A 21,348-nucleotide genomic window follows, 5' to 3' on the forward strand; every position below is an offset into this window, starting at 1 on the left:
CCAGACTACGGAGACGGCGGGATCACGGCGATGGCGTCGACACCGCCCTTGATCGATATCCGGCGCGAACTCTCCTCGAACACCAGCGAGCCCGCCGGTTCGGTCGGTGCGTCACTGCGGGGCAGGATCAGTGCGCGCTGGCCCGGCGCCACGTCCGCGGTCTGCAGCGCCGAGGTCGGCGGTGTGGTCTGGGCGATGTGATCGCCGGACACCTGCCACACCACCGGCGGAGCGGTCTGCGGCTGGCCGCACACCCACGTCGTGAGGCTCAGCTTCGGCGGACCGGACGTCGGCCACCACAGCTTGGTCACCCGGAAGCCCGCGTTGACGTCTGCCGCCGCGACATCGAACGTCTGCTGGGTGCCGTCGGCGTCCGACGTCACCACCGCCGCCGTGCCGCATGCGTCGTCGGTGGCGCGGTAGAGCGCGTACGACAGCGACGCACCGTCGGGCGACAGGCGCGCCACCGACACCGGGCTGTTCGCATCCGCCTGCCCCAGCGATGTCGGCGCTCCCGGGCCGCGGACCGCGTACAGGGTGTCCGGTCCGCCGAACGGCGACGGTGGCGCCTCGACCCTCGCGATCACCGACGTGCCGCCGCGCGCGATCAGCAGACGTGGGTCGCCGGGCCGCACCCCGGCGACCGGGGGGAGGTCGACGGTCTGGGCCAGCTCGGGTTGCGCCTGCGGGTCGGCCAGATCGAGCCGCATCAGCCGGTTCGGCTGCTCCCACCACACGATGGCGCTCCCGCCGCCGGTGCCGACGGTGGGACCGACGGTGACCGGGCGGGTCGACCCTTCACCCGTCGTGACGTCGATCGTGGCCAGCTGATTGTCGGCGGTCCGCGCGAACACGAACTTGCCGTCCTCGGTGGTGATCAGGTCGTTGGACGGCGTGAACGACGCCTTCGCGGTCGCGACCACGGTGGTGCCTTCGACCAGACCGATCTCGTCGGCCGCGCGGTAGGCGAGCAGCGGGCCGCTGGTGTCGGGCGGCGTCGGCGTCGTCGTCGGCTCGAACGGGGAGCGCGAGGTCGAGGTCGCGGCCGGCGAGGAACCCGTCGTCGTCCCCGGGGAACCGGGTTCGGCGCCGGTGCAGGCGGCCGTTGACAGCGTGATGATCAGGGCAAGCGGGGCGAGTGTTTTAGACAGCAATTTCATAGGAGATCTCCCTCCATGAAAGCTCACTGAGGGGCCTCGCGTCGCCCCAGGTATGGTGATTTTTTCCGACCGGCGGGACGGTGAGGGGCCACGACGACGAGGTCGGCAGGCCGCCGGGGGACAAATCGCCTTGAGATGTGGAGCATTGCTGTGAGCTTGAACACCATCGCGTTGGAGCTCGTGCCGCCGAACGTGGAGCGGGGGCGTGAGCAGGCACTCGAGGACGCCGAAAAGGTGTTGCGGTGCTCGGCCGAGGCGGGGCTCGGCGGGCGGATCCGCCACGTCATGATCCCCGGCATGATCGAGGAGGACGGCGACCGTCCGATCGAGATGAAGCCCAAGCTCGACGTCCTCGACTTCTGGCAGATGATCAGGCCCGAACTGCCCGGCATCAAGGGTCTGTGCACCCAGGTGACCGCATTCATGGACGAGCCGACCCTGCACGGCAGGCTCACCGAGCTCGGCCACAGCGGATTCGAGGGCATCGCTTTCGTCGGCGTCCCGCGCACCCTCAGCGACGGCGAGGGTTCAGGGGTCGCCCCCACCGATGCGTTGTCGATCTTCGACCAGGTGGTCGCGAACCGCGGAGTCATCCTGATTCCGACCCGTGAGGGCGAACACGGCCGCTTCAACTTCAAGTGCGACCGTGGCGCCACCTACGGCATGACCCAGCTGCTGTACTCCGACGCGATCGTCGGCATGCTCACCGAATTCGCCGACAAGACCGATCACCGGCCCGAGATCCTGCTGTCGTTCGGCTTCGTGCCGAAGGTGGAAAGCCGTGTCGGACTGATCAACTGGCTCATTCAGGACCCCGGCAACGAGGCCGTCGCGCGTGAGCAGGACTTCGTCCGCACGCTCGCCGACACCGATCCCGCGGGCCGGCGCCAGCTGATGCTCGATCTCTACAAGCGGGTCATCGACGGGGTCGCCGATCTCGGCTTCCCCCTCAGCGTGCACTTCGAGGCGACGTACGGCGTGAACACCGCCGCGTTCGAGACCCTCGCCGAGATGCTCGCCTACTGGTCGCCCGACACACCCTGAAATTTTCGCGCCGGCGTTGTCTACTTGGGTATGAAAACCGGCATCGTCCGCGCGGTGGGAGCTCTGCTCGCCGTGAGTTCGGCTGTGCTGCACGCGTCTTCCCCCGACGTGTTGACCGTCGCGATGGCCGCGGCGTGCCTGTACTGCGCGTATGAGCTGTGGCGCTTCGACACCGTGCGGAGCTGGTTGATGGTGGCGGTGATGAACGTCGCGATGATCGCCGCGCACATCCCGATGACGGGCCATCGGCACGGGGGCGGGCCGGGGGCCGCGGCGACGATCGACGTCGGCGTGGCGATGCAACTGGCGACCGCGGTCGCGTTCACCGAGATCGTCTTCGCGGCCGGCGTGCTGTTCGCCCGCACCCGTGCGCCGCAGTAGCGGTTCTCCGCCTATCGTTGCCGGGTGTCCCTGCGCGCTCGTCTCGACGGTCTGACGATCAAGGACGCCGCGCAGCTGGGACGTCGTCTGCGTCAGCTTCGCAACCCCACCCCACAGCAGCTGGAGCGCCTCGAAGAGAAATTCGCGGCGGCCGAGGCGCTGGTGGCCACCAGGCTCGCCGCCGTCCCGCAGATCAGCTACCCCGACCTCCCGGTCAGTGAGCGGCGTGACGAGATCGCGGCGGCCATCGCCGCGAACCAGGTGGTGATCGTGGCCGGCGAGACCGGGTCGGGCAAGACCACCCAGCTTCCGAAGATCTGCCTGGAACTCGGCAGGGGCGTCCGCGGCACCATCGGCCACACCCAGCCCCGGAGGCTCGCGGCACGCACCGTGGCGTCCCGCATCGCCGACGAACTCGGGACCCCGCTCGGTGACGCGGTCGGCTACACCGTGCGCTTCACCGATCAGGCCAGCGACCGCACGCTCGTCAAGCTGATGACCGACGGCATCCTGCTCGCCGAGGTGCAACGGGACCGCAGGCTGCTGCGCTACGACACGCTCATCATCGACGAGGCCCACGAGCGCAGCCTCAACATCGATTTCCTGCTGGGATATCTGCGGAACCTGCTGCCCCGCAGGCCCGATCTGAAGGTGATCGTGACGTCCGCGACGATCGAGCCGGAGCGTTTCGCGCGGTTCTTCGGGGACGCCCCGATTGTCGAGGTGTCCGGGCGTACCTACCCCGTCGAGATCCGTTACCGTCCACTGGAAGTCACCGTGCCGGTGGACGGTGCCGAGGATCCGGACGATCCCGACCACGAGGTGGTCCGCACGGAGCTGCGAGACCCGACCGAGGCAATCATCGACGCGGTGGCCGAACTGGAGTCCGAGCCGCGCGGCGACGTCCTGGTCTTCCTGTCCGGAGAGCGCGAGATCCGCGACACCGCAGAAGCTCTGCGCGGCGTTCTCGATGTGAACACCGAGGTGCTGCCGCTCTACGCCCGCCTGCCGACCGCCGAGCAGCAGAAGGTGTTCCAGCCCGGCCGATCCGCACGACGGATCGTGTTGGCCACCAACGTCGCCGAGACCTCGTTGACGGTGCCGGGCATCAGGTACGTCGTCGACCCCGGGACCGCCCGCATCTCGCGGTACAGCCGCAGGACGAAAGTGCAGCGGCTGCCCATCGAGCCCATCTCCCAGGCGTCGGCGGCCCAGCGCGCCGGTAGGTCGGGCCGCACGGCACCCGGCGTGTGCATCCGGCTGTACTCGGAGGACGATTTCGAATCCCGGCCCCGTTACACCGATCCGGAGATCCTGCGGACCAATCTGGCCGCGGTGATCCTGCAGATGGCCGCACTCGGCTTCGGAGACATCGAGGAATTCGGCTTCCTCGATCCGCCGGATGCCCGCAGCATCCGCGACGGTGTGGCGCTGCTGCAGGAACTGGGGGCCTTCGACCGCGCCGGCGAACTCACCGATGTCGGACGGCGGCTCGCCCAGATCCCCGTCGATCCCCGCCTCGGACGCATGATCCTGCAGGCCCAGTCCGAGGGGTGTGTCCGTGAGGTCCTGGTGCTGGCCGCCGCGCTGTCGATTCCCGATCCGCGGGAGCGGCCCACCGACCGCGAGGATGCTGCCCGTCAGAAGCATGCCCGGTTCGCCGACGAGCATTCGGACTTCATCTCGTTCCTGAACCTGTGGCGCTATCTCGGAGAGCAGCGAAAAGAGCGTTCCGGCAGTTCGTTTCGGCGGATGTGCCGGGACGAGTTCCTGCACTATCTGAGGATCCGCGAGTGGCAGGACCTCGTCGGCCAGCTCCGCGGGATCTGTCGCGACCTCGGTATCAGGGAAGAAACACGAGAGCTGGACGAGCCCGTCGACACGGCCTCGATACACGCCGCGCTCACCGCGGGGCTGCTCTCCCACGTCGGGATGCGCGAAACCGACGGACGCACCTACGAGGGCGCCCGCAACGCCAAGTTCGTGCTGGCGCCCGGATCGGTGCTGACCCGCCGGCCGCCCCGGTGGGTGGTGGTCGCCGACCTGGTCGAGACGAGCCGGCTCTTCGGAAGGACCGCTGCGCGCATCGAACCCGCGGTCGTCGAACGCGTCGCCGGCCATCTGGTGCAGCGGACCTACAGCGAGCCGCACTGGGACGCCAACCGCGGTGCGGTGATGGCCTTCGAGCGCGTGACGCTCTACGGGCTGCCCCTGGTGGCGCGGCGACGGGTCGGCTACGCCGAGGTGGACCCCGAGGTGTCTCGCGACCTGTTCATCCGGCACGCCCTCGTGGAGGGGGACTGGCAGACGCGACACCATTTCTTCCGCGACAACGCCAGGCTGCGTGAGGAACTCGCAGGGCTCGAAGACCGGGCCAGACGTCGCGACCTTCTCGTCGGCGACGAGGAGATCTTCGCGTTCTACGACGCGCGCGTCCCGGCCGACGTGGTGTCGGCGCGGCATTTCGACGGGTGGTGGAAGAAACAGCGGCACAAGACCCCGGACCTGCTGACGTTCACACGAGATGACCTGTTGCGCAACGAGGCCGGGGCAGACCAGCCCGACCGTTGGCAGACCGGGGATCTGTCGCTGCCGCTGAGCTACCGGTTCGACCCGAGCGCCGCCGACGACGGCGTCACCGTCCACGTCCCTGTCGACGTCCTCGCCCGGCTCGGCGGTGACGACTTCGCCTGGCAGGTACCGGCGCTGCGCGAGGAATTGCTCACCGCGCTGATCCGGTCGCTGCCGAAAGACCTGCGCCGCAACTTCGTTCCCGCGCCCGACACGGCGAAGGTGCTCCTCGATGCCATCACCCCGGACAGCGGACCGCTGCTGGATGCCGTCCAGCGCGAACTGCGGCGTCGCACAGGCATTCTCGTCCCGATCGATGCGTTCGACCTGGAGAAGCTACCGCCGCATCTGCGGGTGACGTTCGCCGTCGAAGGGGCCGACGGATCGGTGGTGTCGCGCGGCAAGAACTTGGACGAACTGCAGCGCAAGCTGGCGGCGCCGACCCGCCAGGCTGTGGCGGAGACCGTCGCGGGCGGCATGGAACGTCAGGGATTGCGCGACTGGCCCGACGACATTGACGAGCTGCCCCGTGTGGTGGAACGGAAGGGCGCGTCCGGGCACACAGTGCGCGGCTACCCGGCATTGGTGCCGGGGCAGGCGGGCGTCGACCTCAAGGTGTTCGCGACGAAGGCCGAACAGGACGCCGTCATGGCTCGCGGCTGCAGGCGGCTGCTGCTGCTCTCCGCCCCGTCGGTGACCAAAAACGTTGAGCGCAGCCTCGATACGAGGACACGGCTGATCCTCGGCAACAACCCCGACGGATCGCTGGCCGCGCTGATCGAGGACTGCGCCGCCGCCGCCGCGCAGGTGCTGGTCCCTTCGCCGGTGTGGACGAAAGCCGACTTCGGGACCGCGCGGAAGCGGCTGGCCTCGAACCTGGCGCAGACGACCACCGACCTGGTCCGCCGCGTCGAGAAGGTGCTGGCCGCACTGCACGAGGTCGAGCTTGCGCTGCCCCAGAAACCGTCCGCGGCACAGGCCGACGCGATCGCCGACATCCGTGCGCAGCTGGCGAGGCTGGTCGCGCCGGGTTTCGTCGCGGCGACCGGTGCCGCGCATCTCGGTGACCTCGCGCGGTACCTGACGGCGATCAGCCGTCGGCTCGAGCGGCTGCCCCACGCTCTCGGCGCCGATCGCGAGCGCAGGGAGCGGGTTGGCGCGGTGCAGGACGCGTACGACGAACTGCGCGCCGCACTGTCGCCTGCGCGCGCCGCGGCGCCCGACGTGGCCGACATCGCATGGATGATCGAAGAACTGCGGGTCAGCCTGTGGGCCCAGCAGCTCGGTACCGCCCGGCCGGTCAGTGAGCAGAGGATCTACCGCGCGATCGACGCCGCTAGTACAGCGCCGCAATCTTCGACACGGTGAGCGCGGCGGTCAGCTGGAGCAGATCCGCCGGTCGGGTCAGGTCCAGTTCCGTGAGCTCCTCGAGACGGCGAACCCGTTGCGCGACGGTGTTCGGGTGTAGGTGCAGGGCGACCGCTGCTGCACGCCTGTCCATGTTGTGATCGACGAGAACACCTGCGGTGTGCAACAACTCGGTAGAGCGGGCACGGTCGTAGTCCGCCGCGCGCCCCAGGACGGCCGCGGCGAACGCACGCAGCTGTCGCGGGTCGTCGAGTTGCAACAGCAGGTGGGCGACGGTGATCTCGTTGAGGTCGATGACCGCGGATTCGGGTCGATCACCGGCGAGATCGAGTGCCCCCCGGACGGTAGGAAACGACGCGGGCAGTTCGGCTGCCGCGACAACCGGCGAGACCGCCGCCACTGCATGCTCGACAACACCTGTCGCAGTAATTGTTTCGATCAACCGTCCGGCCAGGTCGACGGGTGATCCGGCCTGTGCGGGCCAGACAAGCACCAGATCGCCGCGGTGCAGTGCGGCGAGCGGGCGGGGAGCCACCCCGGTGAGGAACCGGTCGGCCGCACCGAGCATGCGTTCGGTGGCCGGACGCACCGCGATGAGGCAGTGGCCACCGGCCAGATCCCAGCCCAGACGACGGGCCCTGTCGAGGAATGCGTTCGTGTCGGCGCCGTCGGAGGCGAGCAGATCGGAGACCAGCGAGCCGCGGATCCGCTGTTCGACCTCGGCAGCCGTCCTGGCGCGCAGCAGTTCGAGGGCCGTCACCACGGTGGCGTGTTCCACGGCACGCACGTCCAGGCCGGACAGCCCCGGATCGTCGGAATCCCTGGTGGCGACGTGGATGCGGGCGACGTCGGTCCCGTCGAGTGTCACGTCGGCGACAAGATGATCCCGCGTATCCGGTCCGGCCCAGCCTGCCTCGGCGAGCGCCTCGTCGTAGACGTCCTCGATCAGGACCCCACGGCCAAGCAGAGCAGACAGCGACTCGGCGACCCCTGCCACGCCTTCGCCGCGCAGCGCGGTAGCCATCAGGAGGGTGTGCACCTCCTCGGCGCGACGCAGCTCGCGAATCGTCGCCTGCTCCTGCGCACGCAGTTGCGCGGTGCCGAGTGCGATGGCGACCTGCGTCGCGAGCGTCGTCACGAGCGTGATCTCCGCGCGGTCGAAGCGGTGGGGCGCGGTGCGGTAACCGTTGAGCGCCCCGACGACGGTCCCCGCCCGTCGCAGCGGTGCCGAGATGAGCGCGCGGTAACCCTGCTCCCGCGCGACACCGCCCCAGGTGAAGTCAGGCACCGACTGGATGTCCTCCAGCGTGACGACGTCGCCGCTGCGGAACGCGAGGCTGGTCGGCGCCTCCTGGTCGCCGCGCACGTCGAGCAGGATCGGTCGATTCGCGTTGACCTGCGCGATGTAGTCGGCCGACAACCCGTAGGAACCCTGGATGGTCAGCGCCCGCCCACCGCTGTCGGGGAGGAACACCGCACAGAAGTCGTACCCGAGCAGCGTGCAGGCCGTCCTGGCCACCCGGTCCAGAAGGTCGAGAACGGGCTCGTCGCCGCCGACGGCTTCGCCGATCTCGGCGAGAGCGTCGAGCCACAACTCCAGAAGTGTGCCGTCAGACATAGAAGCGAGCATAAGTGTGTCCGCGCAGACATTGCTGCCGCTTGCTCTGACCGCGCATCGTGGACCTCGTGATCACCGTCACAGAACGGGATCGTCAAAGAACAGGATCGTCAAAGAACAGGGAGGTCGCCCGTGAGTGGGTTTCTTCGCACGTGCGTGGCTCTGACCGTCGCGGCGTTGCTTGCGTTCCTGACCGGATGCTCGGCCGGGCTCGGCGGGCCCGCGTCGTCGCGGTCGGCCCGGGACGGCGTCATCCGTTTCACCTTCGCGCCGGATCCGATCTGGGACTACATGAACGAGACCGGGATCGTCGACGAATGGCAGCGCGACACCGGCTACACCATCGAGACCAGCGCGACCTGGGATGAGTTCGGACTGTTCGCCGGCGGACACGCCGACATCATCTCGTCGGCGTCCTTCGAAGTGCCGGGACTGGAAGAGCAGACCCAGCGCGAGACCGTGATCATCGGCAAGTACAACGCCGAGCGCAGCCGCATCCTGGTGCGCGCCGGGGATCCCGCGCAATCGCTCGCCGACTTACGGGGAAGACGGCTCGGCGTGTTCACCACCGTGTCCGGCACCCTGGTCTGGAGCGCGCTGGTGGCGCGGATGCACGATCTGAAACTGGTCGACGGTGACTTCGACATCGTGGTCGCCGACATCCAGAACCTGTCGAACCTGTTGGCGCGCGGCGAGATCGACGCCTGCATCTGCTATCCGGACCTGTCGGCACGCGAGTTGCGCGACGGCTCGGTGCGTCCCCTCTACGACGGCAAGTCCTCGGCCGACCTGTTCGCCGAGCTCGTCGCACCCGGCCACGACGGACCGATGGGCAACGTCTTCGTCGCCCGCAAGGACTGGGTGGACGGCCACCCGGGCGAGGTGTCGGCATTCCTCGACCTGTGGGACCGCGGACTCGCCGAGTGGCAGGCGCACCGCGACGAGATGATCGAGCGCTACCCCCAGCACTTCGCCGTCGCGACGCCCGAGGACATCGAGTTCATGAAAGCGTATGTCGCCGAACATGACTGGGTGACCGACGAGGTGCGCTTCGACCCGCAGTGGGCCGACGACGAAAGCTCGATCTTCGACCTGATGCGCGCCACCGGCGTCATCGGCGAGGAGATCACCGACCCACAGTTCCTGCCGACCAAAGGAGTCCAGCCGTGACCCAGACTGTCGCCCCGCCCGACCTGCGGCCCGAACCCGCGCAACCCGCGCGGCGGCCACCGCGCACCCCGCTGCGGCACCGCCGGTGGCTCGTGTCCGGGATGGCCCTGCTGCTCGCGCTCGGCGCCTGGGCCGCGACCGCGGCCTGGATCGACGACCCGATCCTGCCCAAGCCCGACGATGTCGCCGAGCAGCTCGTCGCGATCGTGGCCTCCGGCGAGGCGTTCACGAACTTCGCCGCGAGCATCGGCAAGATCGCGGCCGGCTTCGCCATCGCGATGGTCGGCGGCCTGGTCGTCGGGTTCGCCATGGGCCGTTCGCGTTTCATGACCGCATACTTCTCGCTCCCGCTGTTCGTGCTCGGCAACATGCCCGGGCTCACGTACGCGGTGTTCGGACTGCTGATCTTCGGCGTCGGCGCGGGCGGACCCATCGTGGTCTCCGCCCTCGTCGCGCTGCCGTTCATCGCGATGAACGTCGCCGAAGGCGTGCGTTCGGTGGACGGGAAGCTGCTGGCGATGTGCCAGGCGTTCGAACGCAGTCGCGTGGACGTGCTGCGTCACCTCTACCTGCCCGCCCTCGCCACGTTCGTCTTCGCCGGTGTGCGATACGGCTTCGCGATGGCGTGGAAGGTGGAGGCGCTCACCGAGGTGTTCGGCGCCAGCTCCGGGGTCGGGTTCATGATCCGCAAGGCCTACCAGGAGTTCCAGGTCGCCGACATGCTCGCCTGGACGGCACTTTTCATCGTCGCGATGGTCCTGATCGAGCGGGGCCTCGCGCATCTGGAGAACCGATTCTTCGCGTGGCGGAAGGAAATCGCATGAGCACGCAGACGTTGCAGCGCCGACTGCGCGGCCAGACCACCGCGGCGACCGCCGTCGTCGCGTCGCTTCTGAGCATCCTGGCCGCGTGGCAGGTCGCCGTCGTGGTCGGCAACCGGGTGCCGTCGGTGACGGTCACCGTGCAGCGCCTCGGATCCGAGGCCGCGGCCGGGGAGTTGTGGCACAACCTGGCGATCAGCATGAACCGCTTCGTGCTCGGGCTTGCCGCGGCCCTGGTCGTCGGGGCCGCCTTGGGCGTGCTGATGGGGTTGTCCCGAGTGGCGGACCTCGCGTTCTCCGACCTGACGGCCGCGGCGCTGGCCATTCCCGCGGTGATCTGGGCGCTGCTGACCACGATGTGGTTCGGCTTCGGCTGGCTCACCCCGGTGGTGACGGTGTTCCTCTCCGGTCTGCCGTTCGTGGTGGTGAACATCGCCAAGGCGACGAGGGCGGTCCCTGCCGACCTGGTGCTGATGGCCCGATCCTTCGGCGTGCCACAGGGCAGGGTGCTGCGCGATATCGTGGCGCCCGCCGTGGCCGGATCCACCGTCGCCGCAGTCCGATTCGCGATCATGAGCGCCTGGAACGGCCTCCTGCTGGCCGAGTGGTTCGGCGCCACGTCGGGCGTCGGCTGGCGGGCCCGCTACTGGTACGACGCCAACCAGCTCGACGGGTTCCTGGCGTGGGTGCTGGTCTTCATCCTCCTGCTGGTCGTCGCCGACCTGCTGATCCTCGGTCCCATCGAGCGCTTCGCCACCCGCTGGCGCTCTGCATAGAAAGCGAAAAGTCATGGCTTTTATCGAGATCCAGAACCTGGTCAAGGAATTCACCGATCGCCGGGGCGCGGTCACCCGCGTCATCGACGGTGTGGACCTGACCATCTCGGGTGAGACGTTCGTCTCCGTGGTCGGACCGTCCGGCAGCGGCAAGACCACGCTGCTCAACATCGTTTCCGGCATCGAGACCCACACATCGGGTAGTGTCCGGCTCCGGGCGGGGTCGCGCGATGCACGCGTGGGCTACGTGTTCCAGGACCCGCGCCTCCTCCCGTGGCGCACGGTCACCGCCAATCTCGGCTTCGTCCAGCACGAGCGCGCCGGCTGGGAGGAGCGGGCCCGCCACTACCTCGATCTCGTCGGGCTCAGCCACTGTGCCGACCGGTACCCGGCGCAACTGTCAGGCGGCCAACAGCAGCGCATCGGCATCGCGAGGGCTTTCGCCGTCGAGCCCGACGTGTTGCTGATGGACGAGCCGTTCAGCCACCTCGACGCGATGACGTCGCGCACGCTGCGCGAGCACCTCGAACGCATCTGGCTGGAATCGCGGCGCACCGTCATGTTCGTCACCCACGACGTCACCGAGGCCGTCCAGCTGTCCGACCGCATCGTCGTCCTGGAGCCGGGAGGAAGGATCCACGAGATCATCGACGTCGACCTGCCCCGGCCGCGCCGGGCCTCCGATCCGGCGGTCGCGGTCCTGCAGGCGCAGATCCTGGCCCGGTTCGAAGCACTCGAGGCGCGGGGGAGCGCCGCGTGACCACGCGTCCGGGCCCCATCGACGTCCACGCACACTGGTTGCCGCAGCACTTCTTCGGCCTGGCGCCCGGTTCGCCGCTACCCCCGCTGCAGGACAGAAGCGGTCAGCTGCATCTCGGGGACCTACCGCTGTCCATCGCGACCGAGGCGATGAGCGACATCGACCGGGTGCTCGCCGACACCGACACCGCGGGCCTCGGATCGCGAGTGCTGTCCGCCCCGCCGTTCGCATTTCCGGTCGTCGACGACAGGGGCGTCGACGACTTCGTGGGCACGTTCAACGACGACCTGGAGAAGGCGTGCCGGGACAGCGCGGGGCGGCTCCTCGGGCTCGGCCTGGTGTCCCTGCACCGCCCCGAATCGGCACGCAAGCAGATCGCGCACCTGGCATCGTCGGACGTGCTGCGGGGCATCGCCGTCCCGCCGCTGCTGGGAAGCACGTCGTTCGACGTGTCGCCGATGCGCGAAATCCTCGGTGCTGCCGCCGAACACGACGTGGCCGTGCTCGTCCATCCGATGCAGCTACCGCGGCCAGAATGGGCGTCGCACTACCTGGCCAACCTGATCGGCAATCCCGTCGAATCGGCCACTGCCGCCGCGGCCCTCACCCTCGGCGGGGTGCTCGACGAGCTGGACGGACTGCGTGTCTGTCTGGTGCACGGCGGAGGCTGCGCGCCGGCTCTGGTCGGCCGGTGGCAGCACGGCTGGACCCACCGCTCCGACGTCCGCGCCGCAGGATCGCGTGCGCCGCAGGAGGCATTCGCCGACCTGTGGTTCGACACGCTCACCCACGATGTCGATGCTCTCGAACTGCTTGCGGCCAAGGCTGATCCGACGCATCTGATGGCCGGAAGCGACTATCCGTTCGACATGGGCACCCATGACCCTCTGCAACTACCCCACGCGGCGGGCATCGACGACGCCGCCCTGGAGACCAACGCCCGGGCGTTCCTCGGGCTCGACACACAGGAGTAGGACATGAGCAACACCGACTGGAGTGGCCACCGGGCACTGGTCATCGGAGGTTCGATCGGCGGGCTGACCACGGCGCTGCTCCTGCGCAGGCTCGGTTTCGACACCGAGGTCTTCGAGCGGACGCCCACCGACCTCGACGGTCGCGGAGGCGGCATCGTCCTGCAACCCGACACCCTGCGATGGTTCGTCGAATGCAGCAGCCAGCACCCCGAGACCGTCAGCACCTCAACGCATTACGTGCAGTACCTGGGACCAGGCAACGCCGTGGTGCACCGCGAGGAGGCGCCGTGGAGCTACACCTCGTGGGGCACGTTCTACCGCGCGCTGCTGACCGACTTCGGGACCGAGCACTACCACCTCGGCGAGTACGCCGCCGGCTTCGACCAGGATGCCGACGGCGTGGAGGTGCGCTTCACCACCGGGCGCCGCGAACGGGCCGATCTCGTGGTGTTCGCCGACGGCATCACCTCGCCCAGCAGGCGACGCATAGCGCCCGGGTCACGACTGGAGTACTCCGGTTATGTCGGTTGGCGCGGAACGGTTCCGGAGCGCGACGTCACGACCGAAACCTTCGAACTGCTGCGAGATTCGATCAGCTACAGCTTCGGCCCGCACACGCACATCAATGTGTATCCGATCCCGTCCCAGGACGGCGGGCTGGAACCGGGCAGCCGTCTCTTGAATTACGTGTGGTACCGCAACGTGGCCGAGGGCCATGCGCTCGACGAGCTGATGACCGACAAGCGCGGCTTCATCGCCGGAGTGTCACTGCATCCCGGTCAGGTGCAGGACCGATTCGTCGACGAGATGCGGTCTGCCGCCGAGCAGACGCTGGCCCCGGCCGCCGCGGAGGTGGTGCACCGGACCGAGCAGCCCTACCTGCAGGCGGTGTACGACGTCGGTGCGCACCAGATGGCCATGGGCCGCGTCGCGCTCGTCGGCGATGCGGCCAGCGCCGCACGCCCGCACGCCGCGGCGGGCACCGCGAAGGCCGCGGCGAACGCCTGGGCGCTTCACGACGCCCTCTCGGAGAGCTCCGATGTCGCCGAGGCACTTGCCAAATGGGAGCCCGGGCAGTTGGAGCTCGCGCAGCGACTCCTGCGCCGCGTCAAGGAGATGGGAACGCGTTCGCAGGTCACCGGCACGTGGATTCCCGGCCACCCCGACAACAGGTTCGGCCTCTACGGCCCGGGCCGATAACCGAAAGGCACATGATGACAAGCACTTCCGAATTCCTGACCGATGCTCCACTGGCCGGCGCGCTGGTCGCCACCGGTTTCGACGGCTGGACCGACGAGCTCAAGGCCGAGTTCGAGTCCCACTCCCACGACGGCCACGTCGGCTCGCGGCTGCTCAGCCAGGATGCGCGCGTGCGGGTCTGGGAGATCCGGCTCGCGCCCGGGCAGCGTTGGCACGCCCACCGGCACGTCCTCGACTACTTCTGGACGGCGGTCAACGCCGGCACCAGCAGGCAGCACACGTCGGACGGCACCACCCGCGACGTGTCCTACAGCGCAGGCGAGACACGGCATTTCACCTTTGCGGCCGGCGAGTACCTGCTGCACGACATCGAGAACGTCGGCGACGGCGAGCTGGTGTTCACGACCGTCGAGCATCTCGACTCGGCCAACGCCCCGCTGCAGATCTAGGGCGTGACCGCCGCACTGGCCGGGTCGATGAGGATCTTCGCATGCGTTTCGGGGTCACCGAGCGCCTCGAACGCTGCGGCGACCCCGTCGAGTCCGACCGTTCCGGTGACCAGCGCCGACGCGTCGAGCTTGCCGTCGGCGAGCATGTGCAGTGTGTCGCGGAACTCCAGCGGGGTGTAACCGAACACGAAGCGCAGGTCGATCTCCTTGCCGATCGCCATTGCGGGCCGCAGCTTGTCGTCGCCCATGCACACGCCGACGACGATCACGCGGGATGCCAGCGGGGCCGCTCCGATGATCCCGTCGATCATGCCCGGGACCCCGACGCACTCGAATACCACCGGCCGCTTCGGTGCGGTGCCGCCGAGACGGTCGGCCACGCGGTACACATGTGACCAGCCGGGGATCTTGCGCAGCTTCTCCATCGAGCCGACCCCGAGCTCGTACAGCGCGGGCAGTTCGGTCATGCCGCGCTGTTTGGCGGGCACCGCCTCGTACGGATCGCCGACGGCGGGGTCGACGACGATATCGGCGCCGCACCGGGTCGCCAGCGCCCGCCGGCCCGGGGAGAAGTCGCTCGCCACGATGGTGCGGACTCCCAGCGCCTTCAGGTGGCAGATGACGGCGAGCCCGACCGGCCCGCAGCCGAGCACGATCGCGACGTCCTTGGTGCTGATCTCGCTGCGGCGGATCGCGTGGTAGGCGACGGCCATCGGTTCGGTCAGCGCGGCCGTGGCCGGATCGAGGCCGTTGGGCACCGCGAACGTCAACGCCGCCTCGGCGAGCACCTGCTCGGCGTAGCCGCCCGGTGCCTTGGGCGACAGACCGGTCAGATGCACGCCGCCCTGGGCGCGCACCAGCGGGAACGACACCACCGTCGTCCCCGGCGTGAACTCTTTGCCGACTTTGCGGCCGCGTTCGGCGACCACCCCGCAGAACTCGTGCCCCATCACCACCGGGGTGTCACTGCGCACGAAGTCGTGATAGCCGCCCTCGGCCATCACCTCGGTCAGCTCGTCGGCATGATCCTTGGCGTGCAGATCCGATCCGCAGATCCCGCAGCGCAGTACGTCGAGCACCAACTGCCCCTCGTCGGGCCTCGGCGAGGGCAGGTCGACGACCTCGAAAGTGCTGTGCACACAACTGACCGCTTTCATTCAGCCATCGTTGCACGGTAGAACGACGATATGACTCCCTCTTCTCGAAGGGCATTTCGAAGGGCCATGCCGCGGATGTGCGGGGCGCTGGCACTGGCGGTGGTGGCGGGCTGCTCGGCCTCCCCGCCGGTCGCGCAGGCCGGGCCTGCCCCCGTCATCGAGCCGATGGTCCTCGAGGAGATCCCGCACGACCCGGCCGCCTTCACCCAGGGGTTCGAGATCGACGGTTCCGTCCTCTACGAGGGCACCGGGCTGGCCGGCGAGTCGCAGATGCGGCAACTCGACCCCGGCGCAGGCACGGTCGCCCGGGCAGTCGACATGCCTGGTGACTACTTCGGCGAGGGCATCACCGTGGTCGGGGACACGATCTGGCAGTTGACCTACCAGGACGGCGTGGCCGTCGAATGGGACAAGACCACGATGGCGCCGGTGCGCGAGGTGCCGCTGTCCGGCGAAGGCTGGGGCCTCTGCTACGACGGCCGGCGCCTCATCCGCAGCGACGGGACAAGCCGTCTCACATTTCACGATCCCGTGAGCTTCTCCGAGATCGGCGGTGTCGACGTCAGCGATGACGGCGCGCAACTCAAGGGGCTCAACGAGCTCGAGTGCGTCGACGGGCAGGTGTGGGCCAACGTGTGGCCGACCAACAACATCGCGCGGATCGACCCGTCCAGCGGCGCGGTCACCCTTCTCGTCAACGCCGCCCCGCTTCGTGACCGCGGCATCCCGCCGACCGCCCAGGTCCTCAACGGCATCGCCCACGTGCAGGGCGACGAGTTCCTGGTGACCGGCAAGTACTGGCCCACGACGTTCCGGGTGCGTCTCGGTGGGTAAGACGAAATCGCTTGCCATCGTCACGGTGGCCTATGTCCTCGCGGTGGCCGCGGCGGCGGGCTGGCTGGTGTGGGGACCGTCCACCGGAAAGCTGTGGCTCGACACCCTCATCGCCGACGTGGTGGCGACGCTGGTCGTGTTCGGGTTCAGCCGCGCGTATCGCAACTCCAGCTTCTATGACGCCTATTGGAGCGTGATCCCGCCGCTGCTGCTGTTCTACTGGTGGTACGAAAGCGGCGTCACGACGCTGAGCACCTGGCTGCTCGTCGTCCTCGTGGTCGCCTGGGCGGTGCGCCTGACGGGCAACTGGGTGTACGCGTTTCCCGGTCTGCACCATGAGGATTGGCGCTATCCGATGTTCCGGGAACGCGCAGGCAGGTTCGAGTTCGTCGCCGATCTGGCCGCTATCCACCTGATCCCCACCATGCAGGTCTTCCTGGGCATGCTGCCGGTCTACGTCGCGGTCACCACGCCCGACGTCCGGCTGCCGTGGCTGGCGGTGGTCGGTTTCGTGGTCGGAATGGCCGCCGTCGCAATGGAATTCGCCGCCGACGCGCAGATGCACAGGTTCGTGGCGAGCAAGAAGCCCGGCGAGGTGATGGACCGCGGCCTGTGGAGCTGGTCGCGGCACCCGAACTACTTCGGCGAGTTCGGATTCTGGTTCGCGCTGGCGCTGTTTGGCATCGCCGCGGCACCGACCGCGCTGTGGCTGTTCGTCGGCGCGGCAGCGATGCTGGCGATGTTCCTCGGCGCGAGCATCCCGATGATGGAGGCCCGCAGCCTGGAACGCAGGCCCGGCTATCAGGCGGTCATCGACAGGGTGTCGCGGTTCGTGCCCCGCCCGCCGTCGAAGGTCAGCGCGTGACGGGCAGGCGCGTCGTCATCGCGGGCATGGGCGACGTCGGGGTGCTGACCGCGATCAAACTGGCCAAGCACGCCGACGTCGTCGGGATCTCGGCGAAGCCGGGGCTGGTCAGCGGGCAGGAACTCGGGTGGCGCCTTGCCAGACCCGATGACTGGGCGCGGCACAACTGGATCCCGTTCGGGCGCTTCCGCGGACTCGACAGGGTCCGCACGGTGCACGGCACGATCACCGGCCTCGACACCGACGCCCGCACGGTGGCCGTCGCACACCCCGACGGGACGCAGGCCGACGTCCCCTACGACACGCTCGTCATCGCGACCGGCGTCACCAACGGGTTCTGGCGGCAGCCGACGTTCCAGACCGCGGCGCAGGTCGGCGACGGCCTGCGCGACCCGCACGAAAAGCTTTCCGCCGCAAGGTCGGTCATCGTGGTCGGCGGCGGAGCCGCAGCGGTGAGCAGCGCCGCACAGATCGCCGCTGTGTGGCCGGACAAGCGGGTCGAGCTGTACTTCCCCGGCGACCGGGCGCTGGTCGGCCATCACCCCCGGACCTGGGAGAAGATCAGCCGCAGACTCGCCGACGCCGGAGTGGTCCTGCGCCCCAACCACCGCGCGGAACTGGAGCCGGGATTCACCGGTGACACACTGACCGCCGACCCGGTGCGGTGGAGCACGGGGCAGGATCCCGCGACGGCGGATGCTGTGCTGTGGGCCATCGGCCGGGTGCGCCCGAACACCGACTGGCTACCCGCCGACATGCTCGACGACGGCGGCTTCGTCAGGGTCACCCCCGAGCTGCGGGTGCCCGGTCATCCGGAGATCTTCGCGGTCGGAGACGTGGCGGCGACGGATCCGCTGCGCAGCTCCGCGCGCAACCGCGCCGACGGGCTCGTCGCCCGCAACGTGCGCGCCGCATTCGACGGCAAGCCGCTGAAGAAATACCGGGCTCCGACGCGACGCTGGGGATCGGTATTAGGGATCCAGCCGGACGGACTCGAAGTGTTCACACCCAACGGTGGCGCGTTCCGGTTCCCCGTGTGGACGTTCGAACGGGTGCTGATGCCGTGGATCGTGCGCTGGGGCATCTACCGGGGTGTGCGACCCGAGCGCTGAAATAACTAATGACGGCAGCCCGCCGTCTCCGCACGTCGACGTCGGCCAGTCACAAGTTGCCCATGGCAGTGACGACATCAGCGGTGTCGACGACTCCATGAGCCAGGTACGCGTAGTTGACGAGCGCGGCCTGATAGCCGTCGCCCCACTGCGGGTGGCGCGGGCCGGCGATGGCGTCGCGGACGACGTACACCTCGAAGCCCTGCTCGAGCAGGTCGCGAAGGTGCGATTCCACGCACATGTTCGCCAGCATCCCACCGAGGAGGACCTTGCCGATCCCTCGCTTACGCAGCTGAAGGACAAGGTCGTTGGTCTGTGGACCGAAGACTTTGTGCGGACTGACCACGATCGTGGTCGGATCGTTGATGTACGGCTTGAACTCCGCGAGCCAGTCCGCGCCCGACCCGTGCAGTCCGTCGAGATCCAGCGGGCCGCGGCGGGCGAAGGTTCCGGTACGTAGTTCGTCGGCCTCGAGGGCGCCGTTGAACAGCCAGCCGTGATCGGTGGGATAGAAGTAGTGCGGCGAGATGAACATTCCGAACGACGCCGCTTTGGCCGCTTCGAAGATGTCCAGCATGTGCTCGACGGTTCGATTCTCGGTGACGCTGTCTCCGGTTGCGGCCCAGTTGATTCCGGTCGGACTGAGTACGTCGTTCTGCGGGTCGATGAAGACGACGGCGGTGTCGTCGCGATTCCAGGTCATGCTTCGATGGTCGCGCGTCAGAGCGCCCGTGTCGTCACTGCCTGCCACCAATGGCACTACCTGCTGGCCGGAAGAAGAGCCGAGCCCCGCTCAGATCCGGGGGATCTCGGCGTTGATGCGGTCGAGCAGCTGGGGATAGCGCTTGGCCTCGCGGTGGCTACCGGGCTTTCCGCTGCTCACCACCGCGACCGACAGGGCACGCTCCGGGTCCGCCCACACCGCGATGTCGGTGAGCCCGGTGTGGCCGAATGCGCCGGCGGCATCGCGGCCGAAGGGCCCGAACCTTTTGGAGCCCAACATGTATCCGGTTCCCCATCGCATCGGGGCGAGCCCCGTCGCGAGGTCGGGCCGCAATCTGCGCGCCTCCTTGGTCGCGGCCTTCAGCGTCTCCGCCGACAGCACCCGTACGCCGTCGAGTTCCCCGCCGCGACAGAGGATCTCGGCGAACCGCGACAACTCGTTGGCGTTGGACACCGTGTTGGACGACGGGATGACGCCGGTCAGGAAGTGCGGGGTGTTGGAGAACGGGATGATCTGCTGGGGCGTGCCGCCGACCGCGGTCTTGAATGCCTTGGCGATCGGGGCGGGCAGCGGCTTACCCGTGACGTGGCTGGGGGCGACGAGCGGAACATCCTGTGCCGCAACACCGTAATTGGTCCAGCGGAAACCGAGAGGGGTCAGGATCTCGTCGGCGAGGATGTCGCGGATGTTGCGTCCCGTCGCGGCGTTGATGATCTCGCGCATCAGCGGGCCCCACGTGACGCCGTGATAGATGTGCACCAGGCCAGGGGGGTACACCGGCTTCATCCGACCCAGCATCTCGCGGGTGTACTCGCTGTCGTCCATCCGCTTGAGGTCCGGCCTCGGGCCGGTGGCGAACGGGATCCCCGCGCTGTGGGTGATCACGTGCCGGATCGTCGTGCGGTCCTTGCCGTGGCTGGTGTAGGTCGGCAGGTAGTCGCACACCCGGTCGTCAAGCGAGAAGGCGCCGCGTTCGACCAGCATGTGCGCCACGGTCGTGGTGATGGCCTTGGCCGCGGAGTACACGCAGAAAGGTGTCTCGGTGGACACCGGGACCCGCCGTTGCGGATCGTCATCCCAGGCGTGGCCGATCGCGCGGTCCAGGATCACCTTGCCGTCGCGGCGCAGGCAGACCTGAATGGCGGGCTGCATCCCCGCCGCGTGCCAATGCCGGGCGGCCTGCCAGATCCGCTCGATGGAGGCCGGGTCGACGCCCGAATGGTCCTCGGTTGCGACGGCCTCGGGAACCGTCAGGGTCGCGGCCCTCCGTTGAACATGCCGCTACCGATCGCCTGCGTCAGGTCGCCCAGCAGTGAACCGGGGCCCGGCTCGGGCGGCATCGGCGCGTTGGTGAGCTGCCAGGCCTGGCAGTCACTGGTCGTGAACGACGTGTCGGTCGGCATGATCTGCACGAACGAGGGCTTCTTGGTGAGTCGGTTGTCGACCAGTTGGTCGCCTGCGCTGCGCTTCCAGTAGCAGGCGCCGCCCTCGACCGGCCCGGCCGACTGGTAGACGCCGGGGGCGATGTCGGTGCCGATCGTGTACGTGCCGTCGGCATCGATCGTGGTCTTGAGTCCCTCGGCGGGCGCCGCGGGCGCGGGGGCCGGAGGGGCGGGTGCGGGCGTCGGTGCGGGGGCAGGTTGAGCCGAAGCGATCGGAACGAGCGCACACCAGCCCGCGACCATCGCCGCGCCGACCGCAGCAGATTTCGGGAGCCTCATAGGAAGCGAGTCTAAATGCTTGCCCGCAGGGTGCATAAAAATGCGGCGGCGGGATTGACCCGCCGCCGCATCGTGTGCCCTCAGACGTCAGCCCGCCATGAAGGTGTTGTAGGCCGACTGCAGCTCCGGCGGCAGCACGGTCACGTTGCAGTTGCGCTGCGTGTCGCCGATCGGCGCCAGGATGCCGCGCAGGTCGTAGTACTCCCCGGGGTTGGCGGTGAAGTAGCCACGCAGATTGGCTTCGGCCTCGGGCCTCGGCTGGTTCATCGCCGCGGTGACGGCCTGGTTGGCGCCCGGGTGCGCGTCGAGGTACTGCCGTGCCTCGTTGGTCACCGAGCTGACGGTGCCGCTCAGCGAGCTGGCGGTGCACTGACCTGGCTGCGCGGATGCGACGGGCGCTGCCACGGTAGCTGCGGCCAGGCCGCCGAACAGACAAGCCGCCCCGATGCCTGCCACCGAACGGCGCATGGCGATAGCACTGAAATTCATGATGATTGGGTCCTTCTCATTGGTGAATCTGGTGAATCGGGTTACTGCTTCCCCGCCCGAAAACCAAGGTAGCCGAGATCCGAAGTGCTCAAACGTGACTGAATTCAGCCACATACGACGGCCTGGAAGTGTTACGCCGCAGCGGGGTGACGTT

20 protein-coding genes are annotated in these 21,348 nt (G+C 68.6%); 13 read left to right on the forward strand and 7 right to left on the reverse strand.

The genetic code is table 11. From position 1 onward, the window contains the following. Nucleotides 1-5 precede the first annotated feature (5 nt). Nucleotides 6-1,160 (reverse strand): hypothetical protein, encoded by a 1,155-nt coding sequence (locus tag ACAG24_RS01285; RefSeq protein WP_370470892.1) that lies wholly within the window; start codon nt 1,158-1,160, stop codon nt 6-8. Between the two features lie 150 nt (nt 1,161-1,310). On the opposite strand from ACAG24_RS01285, the gene ACAG24_RS01290 reads away from it, so the two are divergent. Genes ACAG24_RS01290 through hrpA form a run of 3 tightly spaced genes read left to right on the forward strand, consistent with a single transcriptional unit; the run spans nt 1,311 to nt 6,524 of the window. After that, nucleotides 1,311-2,204 (forward strand): mycobacterial-type methylenetetrahydrofolate reductase, encoded by an 894-nt coding sequence (locus ACAG24_RS01290; RefSeq protein ID WP_370470893.1) that lies wholly within the window; start codon nt 1,311-1,313, stop codon nt 2,202-2,204. A 30-nt stretch (nt 2,205-2,234) separates the two neighbouring features. Then, entirely contained in the window at nt 2,235-2,585 is a 351-nt protein-coding gene (locus tag ACAG24_RS01295; protein WP_370470894.1) for a hypothetical protein, read from the forward strand. A 24-nt stretch (nt 2,586-2,609) separates the two neighbouring features. Then, complete coding sequence (hrpA, locus tag ACAG24_RS01300) at nt 2,610-6,524, forward strand: ATP-dependent RNA helicase HrpA (protein WP_370470895.1); 3,915 nt, start codon at nt 2,610-2,612, stop codon at nt 6,522-6,524. Here hrpA and ACAG24_RS01305 read toward each other — a convergent pair. Beyond that, complete coding sequence (locus ACAG24_RS01305; protein ID WP_370470896.1) at nt 6,493-8,142, reverse strand: helix-turn-helix domain-containing protein; 1,650 nt, start codon at nt 8,140-8,142, stop codon at nt 6,493-6,495. The genes hrpA and ACAG24_RS01305 overlap by 32 nt on opposite strands. A 132-nt stretch (nt 8,143-8,274) precedes the next feature. On the opposite strand from ACAG24_RS01305, the gene ACAG24_RS01310 reads away from it, so the two are divergent. Genes ACAG24_RS01310 through ACAG24_RS01340 form a run of 7 tightly spaced genes read left to right on the forward strand, consistent with a single transcriptional unit; the run spans nt 8,275 to nt 14,292 of the window. Beyond that, nucleotides 8,275-9,312 carry an ABC transporter substrate-binding protein gene (locus tag ACAG24_RS01310; protein WP_370470897.1) on the forward strand — a complete coding sequence of 346 codons (1,038 nt, stop codon included), beginning with the start codon at nt 8,275-8,277 and terminating at the stop codon, nt 9,310-9,312. Further along, nucleotides 9,309-10,136, forward strand: a complete 828-nt coding sequence (locus ACAG24_RS01315) for an ABC transporter permease (RefSeq protein ID WP_370470898.1) — start codon at nt 9,309-9,311, stop codon at nt 10,134-10,136. Before ACAG24_RS01310 ends, ACAG24_RS01315 begins: the two co-directional genes overlap by 4 nt. Continuing rightward, on the forward strand, nt 10,133-10,909 hold the full coding sequence (locus tag ACAG24_RS01320; protein WP_370470899.1) for an ABC transporter permease: 777 nt from the start codon (nt 10,133-10,135) through the stop codon (nt 10,907-10,909). The genes ACAG24_RS01315 and ACAG24_RS01320 overlap by 4 nt, the downstream gene beginning before the upstream one ends. 13 nt (nt 10,910-10,922) lie before the next feature. Then, nucleotides 10,923-11,669, forward strand: a complete 747-nt coding sequence (locus tag ACAG24_RS01325; RefSeq protein WP_370470900.1) for an ABC transporter ATP-binding protein — start codon at nt 10,923-10,925, stop codon at nt 11,667-11,669. Further along, nucleotides 11,666-12,643 (forward strand): amidohydrolase family protein, encoded by a 978-nt coding sequence (locus ACAG24_RS01330; RefSeq protein WP_370470901.1) that lies wholly within the window; start codon nt 11,666-11,668, stop codon nt 12,641-12,643. Before ACAG24_RS01325 ends, ACAG24_RS01330 begins: the two co-directional genes overlap by 4 nt. A 3-nt stretch (nt 12,644-12,646) precedes the next feature. Further along, nucleotides 12,647-13,843 (forward strand): FAD binding domain-containing protein, encoded by a 1,197-nt coding sequence (locus tag ACAG24_RS01335; RefSeq protein ID WP_370470902.1) that lies wholly within the window; start codon nt 12,647-12,649, stop codon nt 13,841-13,843. A 14-nt stretch (nt 13,844-13,857) separates the two neighbouring features. After that, nucleotides 13,858-14,292, forward strand: coding sequence for a cupin domain-containing protein (locus tag ACAG24_RS01340; protein ID WP_370470903.1), 435 nt, complete (start codon nt 13,858-13,860; stop codon nt 14,290-14,292). Here ACAG24_RS01340 and ACAG24_RS01345 read toward each other — a convergent pair. Next, on the reverse strand, nt 14,289-15,449 hold the full coding sequence (locus ACAG24_RS01345; RefSeq protein ID WP_370470904.1) for a zinc-binding dehydrogenase: 1,161 nt from the start codon (nt 15,447-15,449) through the stop codon (nt 14,289-14,291). The genes ACAG24_RS01340 and ACAG24_RS01345 overlap by 4 nt on opposite strands. 30 nt (nt 15,450-15,479) lie before the next feature. Here ACAG24_RS01345 and ACAG24_RS01350 point away from each other — a divergent pair, with 30 nt between their 5' ends. From ACAG24_RS01350 to ACAG24_RS01360, 3 genes are read left to right on the forward strand one after another with little or no spacing between them, the layout of a single operon-like run. Then, nucleotides 15,480-16,283, forward strand: coding sequence for a glutaminyl-peptide cyclotransferase (locus tag ACAG24_RS01350; protein WP_370470905.1), 804 nt, complete (start codon nt 15,480-15,482; stop codon nt 16,281-16,283). Continuing rightward, complete coding sequence (locus tag ACAG24_RS01355) at nt 16,276-17,148, forward strand: DUF1295 domain-containing protein (protein WP_370470906.1); 873 nt, start codon at nt 16,276-16,278, stop codon at nt 17,146-17,148. Before ACAG24_RS01350 ends, ACAG24_RS01355 begins: the two co-directional genes overlap by 8 nt. Next, nucleotides 17,145-18,260 (forward strand): FAD-dependent oxidoreductase, encoded by a 1,116-nt coding sequence (locus ACAG24_RS01360; protein ID WP_370470907.1) that lies wholly within the window; start codon nt 17,145-17,147, stop codon nt 18,258-18,260. The genes ACAG24_RS01355 and ACAG24_RS01360 overlap by 4 nt, the downstream gene beginning before the upstream one ends. A 49-nt stretch (nt 18,261-18,309) precedes the next feature. On the opposite strand, the gene ACAG24_RS01365 is transcribed toward ACAG24_RS01360, so the two are convergent. From ACAG24_RS01365 to ACAG24_RS01380, 4 genes are all read right to left on the reverse strand, one after another. Continuing rightward, the gene (locus ACAG24_RS01365) at nt 18,310-18,963 is read right to left on the reverse strand and encodes an isochorismatase family protein (RefSeq protein ID WP_370470908.1); all 654 of its coding nucleotides are present in this window, start codon (nt 18,961-18,963) and stop codon (nt 18,310-18,312) included. A gap of 90 nt (nt 18,964-19,053) precedes the next feature. After that, nucleotides 19,054-20,238, reverse strand: a complete 1,185-nt coding sequence (lipE, locus tag ACAG24_RS01370; protein ID WP_370471746.1) for a lipase LipE — start codon at nt 20,236-20,238, stop codon at nt 19,054-19,056. Further along, nucleotides 20,235-20,705: an Rv1352/Rv1906c domain-containing protein gene (locus ACAG24_RS01375; RefSeq protein ID WP_370470909.1), complete on the reverse strand. Its 471-nt coding sequence runs from the start codon at nt 20,703-20,705 to the stop codon at nt 20,235-20,237. Before ACAG24_RS01375 ends, lipE begins: the two co-directional genes overlap by 4 nt. An 87-nt stretch (nt 20,706-20,792) precedes the next feature. Continuing rightward, nucleotides 20,793-21,194, reverse strand: a complete 402-nt coding sequence (locus tag ACAG24_RS01380; RefSeq protein ID WP_370470910.1) for a heme-binding protein — start codon at nt 21,192-21,194, stop codon at nt 20,793-20,795. Nucleotides 21,195-21,348 lie beyond the last annotated feature (154 nt).

Origin of the sequence: Mycobacterium bulgaricum, from assembly GCF_041287165.2 — a bacterium.
In the GTDB taxonomy this organism is placed as follows: domain Bacteria; phylum Actinomycetota; class Actinomycetes; order Mycobacteriales; family Mycobacteriaceae; genus Mycobacterium; species Mycobacterium bulgaricum.

What these genes read in the sequence shown, in the direction of transcription:
- ACAG24_RS01345 (WP_370470904.1), bottom strand. Translation starts at nt 15,449, where the DNA reads ATGAAAGCGGTCAGTTGTGTGCACAGCACTTTCGAGGTCGTCGACCTG.
- ACAG24_RS01295 (WP_370470894.1), top strand. Translation starts at nt 2,235, where the DNA reads ATGAAAACCGGCATCGTCCGCGCGGTGGGAGCTCTGCTCGCCGTGAGT.
- ACAG24_RS01325 (WP_370470900.1), top strand. Translation starts at nt 10,923, where the DNA reads ATGGCTTTTATCGAGATCCAGAACCTGGTCAAGGAATTCACCGATCGC.
- ACAG24_RS01375 (WP_370470909.1), bottom strand. Translation starts at nt 20,705, where the DNA reads ATGAGGCTCCCGAAATCTGCTGCGGTCGGCGCGGCGATGGTCGCGGGC.
- ACAG24_RS01320 (WP_370470899.1), top strand. Translation starts at nt 10,133, where the DNA reads ATGAGCACGCAGACGTTGCAGCGCCGACTGCGCGGCCAGACCACCGCG.
- ACAG24_RS01380 (WP_370470910.1), bottom strand. Translation starts at nt 21,194, where the DNA reads ATGAATTTCAGTGCTATCGCCATGCGCCGTTCGGTGGCAGGCATCGGG.
- ACAG24_RS01340 (WP_370470903.1), top strand. Translation starts at nt 13,858, where the DNA reads ATGACAAGCACTTCCGAATTCCTGACCGATGCTCCACTGGCCGGCGCG.
- ACAG24_RS01365 (WP_370470908.1), bottom strand. Translation starts at nt 18,963, where the DNA reads ATGACCTGGAATCGCGACGACACCGCCGTCGTCTTCATCGACCCGCAG.
- ACAG24_RS01335 (WP_370470902.1), top strand. Translation starts at nt 12,647, where the DNA reads ATGAGCAACACCGACTGGAGTGGCCACCGGGCACTGGTCATCGGAGGT.
- ACAG24_RS01285 (WP_370470892.1), bottom strand. Translation starts at nt 1,160, where the DNA reads ATGAAATTGCTGTCTAAAACACTCGCCCCGCTTGCCCTGATCATCACG.
- ACAG24_RS01305 (WP_370470896.1), bottom strand. Translation starts at nt 8,142, where the DNA reads ATGTCTGACGGCACACTTCTGGAGTTGTGGCTCGACGCTCTCGCCGAG.
- ACAG24_RS01350 (WP_370470905.1), top strand. Translation starts at nt 15,480, where the DNA reads ATGACTCCCTCTTCTCGAAGGGCATTTCGAAGGGCCATGCCGCGGATG.